Source organism: Prevotella melaninogenica (assembly GCF_003609775.1).
Taxonomy (GTDB): Bacteria; Bacteroidota; Bacteroidia; order Bacteroidales; family Bacteroidaceae; genus Prevotella; species Prevotella melaninogenica_A.
This window is the reverse complement of the sequence record NZ_AP018050.1, coordinates 287,429-300,396: the sequence shown is the minus strand read 5'-3', so window position 1 is coordinate 300,396 and position 12,968 is coordinate 287,429. Positions and strand designations below refer to the sequence as shown.

At 39.2% G+C, this 12,968-nt stretch carries 6 protein-coding genes; 5 read left to right on the top strand and 1 reads right to left on the bottom strand.

All coding sequences use genetic code 11. The features are described from left to right. Positions 1-183: 183 nt before the first annotated feature. Positions 184-615: a DoxX family protein gene (locus PMEL_RS08105; protein ID WP_120174855.1), complete on the bottom strand. Its 432-nt coding sequence runs from the start codon at positions 613-615 to the stop codon at positions 184-186. Positions 616-1,539: 924 nt separating this feature from the next. Between PMEL_RS08105 and PMEL_RS12240 the strand changes: the two genes are divergently transcribed. The 5 genes from PMEL_RS12240 (at position 1,540) to PMEL_RS08085 (ending at position 12,959) form a co-directional block, all read left to right on the top strand. Beyond that, positions 1,540-1,698 (top strand): hypothetical protein, encoded by a 159-nt coding sequence (locus PMEL_RS12240; RefSeq protein WP_172586775.1) that lies wholly within the window; start codon positions 1,540-1,542, stop codon positions 1,696-1,698. A 34-nt stretch (positions 1,699-1,732) separates the two neighbouring features. Beyond that, the gene (locus tag PMEL_RS08100; RefSeq protein WP_145985358.1) at positions 1,733-4,390 is read left to right on the top strand and encodes a fimbrillin family protein; all 2,658 of its coding nucleotides are present in this window, start codon (positions 1,733-1,735) and stop codon (positions 4,388-4,390) included. A gap of 779 nt (positions 4,391-5,169) precedes the next feature. Beyond that, positions 5,170-7,650: a ferrous iron transport protein B gene (gene feoB / locus PMEL_RS08095; protein WP_120174853.1), complete on the top strand. Its 2,481-nt coding sequence runs from the start codon at positions 5,170-5,172 to the stop codon at positions 7,648-7,650. 585 nt (positions 7,651-8,235) lie between these two features. Further along, entirely contained in the window at positions 8,236-8,868 is a 633-nt protein-coding gene (locus PMEL_RS08090; protein ID WP_120174852.1) for a hypothetical protein, read from the top strand. 782 nt (positions 8,869-9,650) lie between these two features. Then, a complete protein-coding gene (locus PMEL_RS08085; RefSeq protein WP_120174851.1) occupies positions 9,651-12,959 on the top strand; it encodes a SusC/RagA family TonB-linked outer membrane protein in 3,309 nt (1,102 codons plus the stop codon). Positions 12,960-12,968: the final 9 nt, after the last annotated feature.

Below are 12,968 nucleotides of genomic sequence, written 5' to 3'. Positions count from 1 at the left end.
GTTTTGAACTTTATGATATGTGCAAACTCTATCTTACTTTTAGCGACTACGAATTTCGCTAATGCTTATTGCAATGTAATTTGTGTCATTTGCGTAATTCGTTGTTGACGAGATAATACGTTACTTGTAGCGATAAACCACAGCTAATATCGGTAATCATAATTATGAAATGTGAATTGTGAATTATGAATTACCCCGACTTATTTTGCTTCGAATGATGCCATCAACAGAGAACTTGCCTGCGCCAGCGAACCATGAGAGAACGAAGATGACAAGATAGAGGAAAGGTAATTCACCTGCACTGATCGATCCACCAAACACAGTTGTGAAAGCAACTATCATGGTGAAAATCATTGGTAGTAGTGTTAAACGTGTGAGGAAACCGAAGGCAAATGCCAAACCACACACTAACTCGCCGAAGATACTCAAACCAACAGCAATGTCACCACTAAGACCGAAGGGTGCAGGAAAGTGTGCAGCCGTTTCTGAGAAATGCTGTAGTTTGTCGAGTCCATGGCTCGCAAATGTCAATCCAAATATAAGGCGTGAAGCCAATAATAGGAGGGATGTTTTTGTACTTTCAACTTTTGGAAACAATAATTCTAAACTTTTCATCTCTTACAATCTTTTATATTTATATAATTTTACCTTTGATGCTACGCCGTTCTACCTTTTATATATGTGTGGCTTTGTGTGACATGTAGCACGTGGTATCGTTGCTTTAACTGCTTGCAAAGATAGGGCTTCTTTTCTATTCTGCCTAATAATTCATTATAAAGTTTGTCGAGAACGATAAAAATACCATGTGTGTGGTATTTATTAATTACCATCTCTGTGGCATTTTTTATGTTTTTATTACTAATAAGCTAAAAATCATATAGATAGGATAGTTTGTTATTAGTTTTTAATACGGTATAAATCATTATATTTACCTATTATAAAGGCTGAAATATGTTTACAAAGAAATGTTTTGTAATGCTATCTTTTGCATGATAAATAGTATTTTTTATCGTCTTTGCAAGTTGTTTGTAATCAGTAAGTTATAGGTGAACGAAATAAAAGGTGCTTAGTTGGACTCTTAAAGGGCGTTAGTTAGAACTCAAAAGGGCATCTTTTGTAAGCCAAAAGAGCGTTGATTCAAAGCTAAAAGACGGTCTTTATTTTTTGAGGTTGTGAATTATATTTACAAAGTTAAGAATAATGCTTGTGTTGTGTTAAAAACTCTTTAATCTAAGCAGACTATATCATCTATTGGAACCCCCTGCAAAATTAAAGGTTTTCTTGTTTTTTTATACTCATATTAGGTTGTTAATCAGGTTAAAATTCTCTAAAAATTAATCTCTTTTTATTGGCAATATATGATAAATGTAGTACCTTTGCACCGTTTTCAGGCACTTGACTAAAATAAATATCAATCCACGTAAAGAGTTTACCCACAAATATATAGGAAAACGGATAACAAAAAATTGTTCCGTATTATTGCGCTCAGACGAGCATAAACGTAATTTAGAACAAAGAAGATAACTATTGTAAAAAAATATGAAAAAGAAGTATTTTTCGCCTGCTATTAATGTGTATAACATTGTAGAGGCAGAGACGATTTTGGCTGGTTCTGGTAATCAACCAGGTTTTGGCGCATCCATAGGTGGATTTGAAAATGGAGGAGAAGAGGAAATTGATGCAGAACCATCTAACTAATCCGTAACAAACCTAAGAAATTAAACCCAAAGAAATGAAATCAAGAAATTTTAAATTTGCTTTGATGGCTGGCTTCGTAGGCTTAGCATCATTTGTTGTGACTTCTTGTACTGATAATGAAACAGTAAAGGAGACGCAGAAAGTAGAGGATGGTATTAGCTTTGCTGTATCTGATATTCAGAACATCAATGAGCCTTCACTTCCAAAGACTAAGGCTCCATCTGTTTACGAAACCACTTTTACACCACTTGAGGGTGATGCACAGGGTCTGGAGTTGGTAGAGACCACGGTTGAAGGTGTTAACCCAGTTTATATTCCAGCAGCTACACGTGCTTTGGTAACAGACATGAGTAACTTTGCGACAATCAATAAGAATTTCGCAATCTTTGCAACTAAGGAAGGTAGCACAGCTGCTAACTATCTCTACAATGAGCAGGTGAAGGTTGATGGTACTATGGTTAATCCTGTAAAGTGGAAGAAGAGCGAGTCTTCAAAGTTGAAGTTCTTTGCTGTTCATCCAGCTAAAGACGGATCAAACCCATTGGTAACAACAACATCTGGTACAAACCCAGTTGTTAATTACTCGCCAGAGGCTAATGCTAAGAAGCATATTGACGTTTTGGTTGCCAATACAGAAGCATTCAATTACGATGATTATATAAGCCAGAAGATTCCTATTAGATTCTCACACGCAACAACTGCTGTTTATTTCAAGGTGGGTAGTGATCTCTCTTATAATCAGAAGGTGAAGAAGATTGAGATTCGCAATGTTCTTGGTAGTGGTACATACGATATTGCTACAAAGACATGGACTCCAAGTACAACAAAGAAGAACTTTGCGCTTGAGTTTGATTCAGGGGATGAATTTCCAACAAACATTTCAAATAAAGTCATGAATGATGGCGATGGTGTTTTCTTCATGGTTCCTCAGGATATTCCAGCAGATGCAGATGTGAAGATTACTTTCTTAAGTGGTAAGAGCGTCGTTGCAAAGATTGGTGGTAATGGTAAGAAGTGGGTTGCTGGTACAACCAGAACTTATTCGATTTCTAATTCGAAAGATGAGTTGGATAGAGAGTTTCATATTACCGCTAAGGCTGCTAAGACAACGTTTAACTACGATGAAACTAATGCTCCATTCACAGTTACAAGTTATAGTAAGAGTCTAAAACCAGGTAGCATTGAAAAGCCAGAGCCTTGGACAATTACAAAGTATGAGTTCAGTGCTGATGGTACTACTTGGACAGAGGGCAAGCCTTCAATGGTTGCTGCTATGAGTTCTGAGAGTGGTAATGGTGGTACTTCTGCTGAAGCTCGTGTGATGACACTTGCTAATGATTTCCATGACTATAAGGCAGAGCGTGAGGCGGCACTTAAGGCGGCACCTGAGGCGACTGGTACAGTAGACCTTTCTAAGGTGAATGGTCCACAGGAAACAGCTAACTGTTATATTGTTTCAGCCAGTGGTAAGTATTCGTTCCCAATGGTATATGGTAATGCTAAAAAGAATGGCGTTGATAATACAGAAGCTTTTAATCCATCAGGTATAAACGGTTCTGCTGTAGCTATAAACCCATTTTGGGGAGCTACTAAAATCACTGGTTCTAAAATCACTGGTGCAACAAAGGCTGAAGTGTTGTGGAGCAGCACTCCTGGTATTGTCTCTGACGTAGCAATAAATGGTGACAATGTTGAGTTCAAAGTTAACAAGGCTAACATGAAGGAGGCAAGTGTCATTATTGGCATCAAGAACTCAGATCCTGATGGGTCATATGGTGTAGGAAATGTTCTTTGGAGCTGGCATATCTGGATTACTTCTAAGGATGTTGTTGATACAGATAATGGTTACTTTATGCGTGAACCTTTAGGTTTCCGTCATACAAAGTGGCAGGGTACAAGCTACCAACAGGATCGTAAGGTTCGTCTTACCTTTACTCAGACTCGTACTGGAAAGACTGCGCAGGTAGAGTTCACTCAAAAAGCTGCTTCTATGGAAAGAGAGGGTGAGGCTATGTACTATCAGCAGGGACGTAAGGATCCACTCTATCCAACATCTCCTATGGCATTACAGTCTCCAGGTACTAATCCAGATGCACTCAGAAGAGGTTTTACGCTGATAAATTCTGTGAAATATGCATCTGTTATGGCACGACCACGTAAACTCTGGTCAGACCCTACAACTAAGGGTAATTGGGACTGGATGGCAATTAGTACTGCAGATATAGGAAATGGTGAACCTTATTATTCAGAAAGTGTTGTTGCAAATACTACTTATTTCAACTTGTGGGATGCAAACAACGGACAAGGTCATGGATATACAGGCACTTTTGTAAAGACTGTGTATGACCCAAGCCCAGTTGGTTTCCGTGTACCTCGCTTGGCTGAATTCGAGAAGATCAACAATGGTAATAATGGTAAGGCTGCATTTACTCCGCTTACAGGTGTTCTTAGCCATGATGACTTCACAGTTAAGAATAAGGGTACTAATGGTTACTATTGGTCATCTGAGAAGAAGATAGGTCCTGGTAACTTTGGTGGAGATGAAGTTTATACAGGTTATTATGGTCTCTTTGCATTAGCAAGAGGTTCTCAGAAGGACTTAGTGCTAAAAAAGGATGTCCATTCTGTACATGATTTCCCAATGTTCCAGAATATGGCATGGGGCGCAAGCGTAATCTCTATCAAGGAATAAACATAATCTTTAGCAGCAGGCGATAGTCATGACTGCAACTCTTTTAACAACTGCACTCTATTCGTAGGGTGCAGTTGTTCGTTTATGGAACTGTGTTTTATACGGTTTTATACGACTAATCGATGTGTTATTTGTTTTTGTATTCTGCTTTTGTCTTGGTATAAATCTGTTGATGTCACTATAATGATTGGAGGCTTTATGTACGTTTTATTGCTGTAATCTGCAAACAAGGAAATATCCTAAAACGATTTTTGCTGTCATTGCTCTCAGTCATGGTTATTACTTAACTTGTTCGTTTACAGTACTATAAAGCGAAGTGTTAAAAGTGACGGCAAACGAAAACAAAACTATTCTTGTAAGATTTGTGATAGTATTTTCCTTGTTTTGAATTTTTATAAGCTTATTTTTCAGACCAAGCTATCGTTATTATAACGTGAAGAAATCTATCGTTTAGAACCTTTGTTTATGCTGTTGACTATCCCCATTATTAGGTATTTACATAGTAAACGCTTTTATTTCTGTATTTTTTTCATTATCTTTGTTTCTTACGATGTAGACAAGTTGACGAGTTAACGAGTAAACAAGTTGCTTGAGAAGAAGACAAAGGAACTTTGAAAAGTTGACAAGCCAACAAGTAGACGAGTAAACAAGTTGCTTGCAGCAATAAATACAGCATACAGTAGTAATCATAATTATGGATTTTGACGTACTGATGAGAACTTCGTTCGAATAATTATGAATTATGAATTATCAAAAGTGAATTCTGAATTATCAAAGCTATGAAGTTATCAGAATTAAAGACGGGAGAAACTGGTGTTATCGTAAAGGTATCGGGACACGGTGGTTTTCGTAAACGAATCATAGAAATGGGATTTATCAAGGGCAAGACCGTTGAGGTATTGCTCAATGCACCTTTGCAGGATCCTGTTAAATATAAGATTATGGGTTATGAGGTTAGTCTTCGTCACAGTGAGGCTGACCAGATTGAGGTGTTGTCGGAGGTTGTGACACGTACTGCTGATAACGGAGAGGGGCATGAAGACAATAAGGTTGAGATGGACTCCTCCGCATACGATAGCACAGACAAGGAACTAACGCCAGAGGTATTGTCAGATGCAGTGCGTCGTAAGAGCCGTACAATCAATGTGGCACTTGTTGGTAATCCGAATTGTGGTAAGACATCGCTTTTCAACTTTGCATCAGGAGCACACGAAAGAGTAGGCAACTATTCGGGAGTGACGGTTGATGCGAAGGTGGGACGTGCTGAGTTTGATGGCTATGTCTTTAACCTTGTTGACCTCCCAGGTACTTATAGTCTTTCTGCCTATAGTCCTGAAGAACTCTATGTGCGTAAGCAATTGGTTGACAAGACCCCAGATGTAGTTATCAATGTGATTGATTCGTCTAATCTTGAGCGCAACCTATATCTTACAACCCAGTTGATAGATATGCACATACGTATGGTTTGTGCTCTCAATATGTTTGATGAGACAGAACAGCGTGGTGATCATATTGATGCACAAAAGCTTTCTGAACTCTTTGGAGTGCCAATGGTTCCAACGGTATTTACCAATGGTAGAGGTGTGAAGGAACTTTTCCGTCAGATTATCTCCGTTTATGAAGGGAAAGAAGACGAGTCGTCGAAGTTCCGCCATATCCATATCAACCACGGACATGAGATAGAGAATGGTATTAAAGAGATGCAGGAGCATTTGAAGAAATATCCTGAACTCTGCCGTCGTTATTCTACTCGTTATCTTGCCATTAAACTGTTGGAACATGATAAGGACGTAGAACAACTCGTCAATCCACTGGGCGATTCGGTTGAGATATTCAATCATCGTGATACGGCAGATGCTCGAGTAAAGGAAGAGACTGGTAACGACAGCGAAACAGCCATCATGGATGCTAAGTATGGTTTTATTAATGGTGCGCTGAAGGAAGCAAAGTTCACGACAGGCGATAAGAAAGATACTTATCAGACAACTCACCTTATCGACCGCATACTGACAAATAAGTATTTTGGTTTTCCAATCTTTTTCTTTGTGTTGTTGGTGATGTTCACTGCAACCTTTGTCATTGGTCAATATCCTATGGATTGGATAGAGGCAGGTGTGGGCTGGTTAGGCAAGTTCATTTCTACGAATATGCCTGACGGTCCAGTAAAGGATATGGTTGTCGATGGTATTATCGGTGGAGTAGGAGCCGTTATCGTATTCCTACCTCAGATATTGATACTTTACTTCTTTATCTCCTATATGGAGGATTGCGGTTATATGTCACGTGCAGCCTTCATCATGGACCGATTGATGCACAAGATGGGACTACATGGAAAGTCGTTTATCCCACTAATCATGGGCTTCGGTTGTAATGTGCCAGCGGTGATGGCAACACGTACGATTGAGAGTCGGAGAAGTAGGTTGATAACAATGCTGATACTCCCATTAATGAGTTGTTCGGCTCGTCTACCTATCTACGTGATGATTACGGGTTCGTTCTTTGCCTTAAAATATCGTTCGCTTGCCATGCTCTCCTTATATATAATAGGTGTGCTAATGGCAGTGGTGATGAGTAGACTTTTCTCTACCTTTGTAGTCAAAGGTGAGGATACACCATTTGTGATGGAGCTACCACCTTACCGCTTCCCAACGTGGAAGGCCATTGGCCGCCATACGTGGGAGAAAGGTAAGCAGTATCTGAAGAAGATGGGAGGTATTATCCTCGTTGCATCTATCATCGTATGGGCATTAGGCTATTTCCCACTCCCTGACGACCCAAATATGGATAATCAGGCACGACAGGAGCAAAGCTATATTGGACGACTCGGTAAAGCCGTTGAGCCAGTGTTCCGTCCACAGGGTTTCAATTGGAAATTGGATGTTGGCTTGTTGTCTGGTATGGGTGCAAAAGAGATTGTTGCATCAACAATGGGCGTACTCTATTCTAATGATGATAGCTTCTCTGACGACAATGGTTATAGTAGTGAGACAGGCAAATACTCAAAGCTACATAATCTGATTACAAAGGATGTAGCAACTATGCATCACATCAGCTACGAGGAAGCAGAGCCTATTGCAACGCTGACAGCCTTCTCGTTCCTACTCTTTGTATTGCTTTACTTCCCTTGTGTCGCTACGATAGCTGCCATTAAGGGCGAGACTGGCAGCTGGGGGTGGGCACTCTTTGCTGCAGGTTACACAACGGCATTAGCTTGGATGGTCAGTGCTGTGGTCTTCCAAGTGGGCTTGCTGTTTATTTGATAAAGGAAAAGAAGCCGCTTCAAGCAAGCAGCCACCAGCTGGCCCCTCCCTCGTAAGAAGGGGGAGGAGATACACGATGTTCCTAAGACAAACTCCCAAAGGGAAAGTAAAAGGGTAACAGAGTAAAATATAACTCTGCTACCCTTTTATTTTTTGTGCTCTATATCAAGTCTGCTTTTTACTTCTGTTATCTAACAATCCTTCTTTGAAAGGAATATCTTGTTCACTGATAATTTAACCCAAATATCTAAGTTTGCAATTCATATTGCATACTTAGATATTTGGGTTAAATTAACTAAGAACAAATCAGAGCCACTCCGCCTCTTTGAGGGTGGATTGTTAATGGATATATAGTTAATAAGTAGTTTACTTAGACGTGAACCTATTGTTTATGGTAATCAGTTTTAGCATACTCTAATAATCATAATCAGTTGTAACGTGCTGTGCGAGCTTATTCGAATATATAGAAAGTATTTTTATGAAGGATGAGGTGGACGTGTAAACAATATTATTAATAAACTTTGCGTTAATGTTTTATTAATTATTGTAGAGTGTAGATATATACAGCCTAACATATTTAAGGGTATGAATATTAATATAGTAAAAGAAGACCAACGTGTAAAAACTGCACATGAGGAATTCTTAAAGCAGAATCCATTTTTCGAACGGGAGGAGAAAGAGAAGAAAAAAGACTCTGACTTGAAAGGTTGTTTTATTATTATTTTGTCCTTATGTATCTGTATGTTATATTCTACCTTTGTTTGGATCTTCGACTGGCATGAAGGAATTTTGGCACTGATAGATATAATTTTACTCAATGGGTGGTTTATTATACTCTTTCTTGCTGCATTTTTGTCTGTACTTATTAAACGTGAGAAACAACTTATTGGTATGATTGTTCTTTTAGGTTATGGGGTGTTTGTCTTCATATTTTCTTTCCCAAACTTCTACAATGCTTCTTTCGATCTCATTACAGGAGAAACACAAATAACTGAAGGTACATTTATCATGTGTCAAGGACGTCGGAGTTATGGAACTTATCATATTGTATTTGATGGCAAACATGACATGATAAGCAGCGATCGCCTTCAAATTAATGATGCAACTCATGACATGCTTTTAAATGCACATATTATTCGGGTCAAGCACTGGATGCGCTCGGGGGTTATTCAATCTGTTGAAATTATATCTAAGAAAACTTCATCTGATTGTATATAGAATAAATAGTTTACAAACCTCGCTTTGTATGAAGATGAGTTATTCGTAGAAAGCGGAAAACTTGTTAATGGGTAGACAATATATTTATTTGTTTTTCTACATTATATCTTGTAGCTTGCTTGGGGATTTACCATCTATAAAGATGTTGTCAGGTGTAAAGTTATAAAAGAAAATCGTCCTTTTATTATTTTCTTTATACCTCCTGTTCTCTCCTTTTATAATAAGGTGATAAATCTATTTTATTTTTAAGTGAGCTTATAACTTGTTTATTTTTCTTGTTGCAAACTTAGAGTTTATTTTGTATTTTCAAGAGTAAAAAGGAAAACCAAATATTTTGTAATTTTGTCTTTTTATTTTCTATTTATCTTGTCTTTTTCTGTTCTTATGTCATTATGTCTCTTTTTGTGCATTTTGTCTTTCATCATAGTAAATGACTTATTTGTTTGTAAACATGTTTACTTATCAATTAAATACATTAACTTGTCAACTACACACTCTTTTGTTTATAACTATAAGTGTTTTATGTACTCTTTTGTTGAAATTGTTAAGTATTTAATTAAATTTTAGTAGAGAATGTAATTTTGCACGAAAAATGCTTGCGGTTTTTATAAATAATATATATATTTGCATCCCATGAAAGTAATAATCTTTGTATGTTGTGAAAAAGCAGCAATACATTCAAGTTTATGACCTATCTCTAATTAAAAGTTTCATTAGGAAACAAAAACGTAAAGTTTAGCGAAACAGTTACACAATAATATTTTAATAATCAAAAGAGATCTATGGAGAAAAGAATTACTCTCTTTTTGTTTGGTCTTATTCTGTCATTAGGAACAGCGTTTGGTCAGGCAAAGATTAATGGAACCGTAGTTTCTCAGGGCGATGGAGAAGCCGTTATCGGAGCATCTGTCATGGTACAAGGTACTACGATGGGTACAGTTACCGATATCGACGGTCACTTCACTATCGACGTTCCTGCAGGAAAGAAACTCGTAGTCAGTTACATTGGTATGGTCACACAGACCGTAACAGCAAAAGATGGCATGAAGGTTGTCCTCTCTAATGACAATCATCAGCTTACTGAGGTCGTCGTAACGGGTATGACCCAGCAAGACAAACGCCTCTTCTCTGGTGCTGCAACCAAGATTGATGCTTCAAAAGCAAAGCTCGATGGTATGGCAGACGTGAGCCGTTCGCTTGAAGGACGTGCTGCTGGTGTGAGCGTTCAGAACGTATCAGGTACGTTCGGTACTGCTCCTAAGATTCGTGTTCGTGGTAACACGTCAATCTTCGGTTCGTCAAAACCTTTGTGGGTTGTGGATGGTGTAATCATGGAAGACATTGCTAATGTTGATGCAAGCTCTTTGTCATCAGGTGATGCAAAGACTTTGATTTCTTCAGCTATTGCTGGATTGAATGCTGACGACATTGAGAGCTTCCAGATTTTGAAGGACGGTTCTGCAACATCTATCTATGGTGCTCGTGCTATGGCGGGTGTGATTGTTGTAACAACGAAGAAGGGTAAGGCTGGTCAGAGCCATTTGAGCTATACTGGTGAGTACACTCTTCGTTTGAAGCCAAGCTATAAGAACTTTAATATCATGAACTCACAGGACCAGATGGAGGTTTATCGTGAGTTAGAGAAGAAGGGCTATTTGAATTATGCCGAAATCGCTAACGCCTCTACAAGTGGTGTTTATGGTCGTATGTATCAGCTTATCTCTGAGTATGACGCTACTAAGGGACAGTTCGGTCTTGAGAATACTCAGGCTGCACGTGATGCTTATCTGCGTGCTGCTGAGTATCGCAATACAGACTGGTTCGACCAACTTTTCTCAAGTTCAATCATGCACAACCACTCAGTGAGTGCTTCTGGTGGTACAGACAAGGGTCAGTACTATGCTTCACTCTCTGCGATGTATGATCCGGGATGGTATAAGTCAAGCCGTGTTCAGCGTTACACTGGTAACATCAATACGACTTACAATATTAATAAGAAGATAGGTTTGAACCTTATTGCTAACGCTTCTTATCGTAAGCAGAGAGCTCCAGGTTCGTTGAGCCGTACGATTGACCCTTCAACAGGTGCTGTTAGTCGTGCATTTGATATCAACCCATACTCTTATTCTTTGAATACTTCACGTACACTCGACCCAACCGAGTCATATACACGTAACTATGCTCCGTTCAACATCTTCAATGAGTTGAACAATAACTATATGGACTTGAATGTACACGACTTCCGTATACAGACAAGTATTGACTATAAGCCAATTACAAAGTTGAAGCTTACTGCTTTGGTAGCTGTTAAGAGTGCTGCTTCAACGATGGAGCATATCGTTCGTGAAAACTCTAATCAGGCTTTGGCTTATCGTGCAATGGGTACAACAACTATCCGCGATGCCAATCCTTATCTTTATACTGATCCAGATAATCCATTCTCTCTTCCAGAATCAATTCTTAAAGAAGGCGGTATTCTTGACAGATCAGGTAATCACTTCTTTGGTTGGGATACCCGTCTTTCTGCTGCTTACAACGACGTATTCAATGACACACATATCGTAAACCTTTATGCTGGTGTTGAGAGTAATAGTGTTGACCGTAAGGCAACTTTCGACCGTGAGTGGGGTATGATGTTTGATGCTGGTGAGATTGCTAAGCTGAACTATCGTGCTTTCAAGATGTTCCAGGAGCAGGGTTCTGACTACTATGGTTTATCTAATACTCACATCCGTAGTCTTGCTTACTTCGGTACAGGTACCTATTCTTATAAGGGTCGCTATCAGATGACTGGTACTTTCCGTTATGAGGGTACTAACTATCTGGGTAAAGCTACTTCAGCTCGTTGGTTGCCAACCTATAACGTTTCTGGTGCATGGAATGCTCATGAGGAAGGTTGGTTTAATAAGATGTTCAAGCAGGCGTTGACACATGCTACATTCCGTTTGAGCTATTCACTTACTGGTGACCGTCCTCCTGTAACAAACTCATTGCCAATCTTTAGTGCAACTGTGCCTTGGCGTCCATTTACTTCTATTCAGGAGACAGGATACAAAGAGCAGTTTGGTAATAAGAATCTTACCTACGAGAAGAAGCGTGAGTTCAACCTTGGTTTCGACTTTGGTTTCCTTGATAACCGTATCAATCTTACAACTGACTTCTACTGGCGTCGCAACAGAGACCTCATCGGTTACGTGAGCCATCCACAGCTGGGTTCTTATAACCTTGCCAACGTTGCTTCAATGAAGTCAAATGGTATGGAGTTGTCTTTGAATACACATAACATTAAGACAAAGGACTTTAGTTGGGAATCTAACTTTATCTTCTCATGGACACACAATGAGATTACAAGTCTTTTCACCCATGCACGTGTTATCGACCTCGTACAGGGAACTGGTTATAGTCTTGTAGGTTACCCAGTAAACTCTATCTTCAGCATCCCATTTGCTGGACTTGATGGTGAGGGTCTGCCAACATTTATGAATGAGGATGGCAGAAGAACTAACTCAAGTCTTAATCTTCAGGAACGTGATCAGGAGAAGATTAAGTATCTGAAGTATGAAGGTCCTGCCGACCCAACAACAACGGGTTCATTCGGTAACATCCTCCGTTATAAGAACTGGGACCTCAACGTATTCGTTACTTATAGCTTTGGTAATAAGGTTCGTTTGAACCATATCTTCAGCAATCGCTATGACGATATGGATGCTTTGCCTAAGGAGTTCCGCAATCGTTGGACATACAGTGGTGATGAGGCTGTGACTAATGTTCCTGTTATTGCTGCACGTCGTCAGAATCGTAACAATCCACAGTTGGATGTAGCATACAATGCTTATAACTACTCTGATGTTCGTATCGCTAAGGGTGACTTCGTTCGTATGAAGGAAATCTCATTGGGTTACACTTTCCCTGCAGCAATGATTAGAAGTATTGGTGTTAGCAGTCTGGCTTTGAAGCTTCAGGCAACTAACCTCTTCCTCTTCTATTCAGATCAGAAGCTGAACGGTCAGGATCCAGAGTTCTTCAATACAGGTGGTGTGGCTGCCCCAGTTCCAAAGCAGTTCACCATGACATTGAGATTAGGTCTTTAATATTTTAAC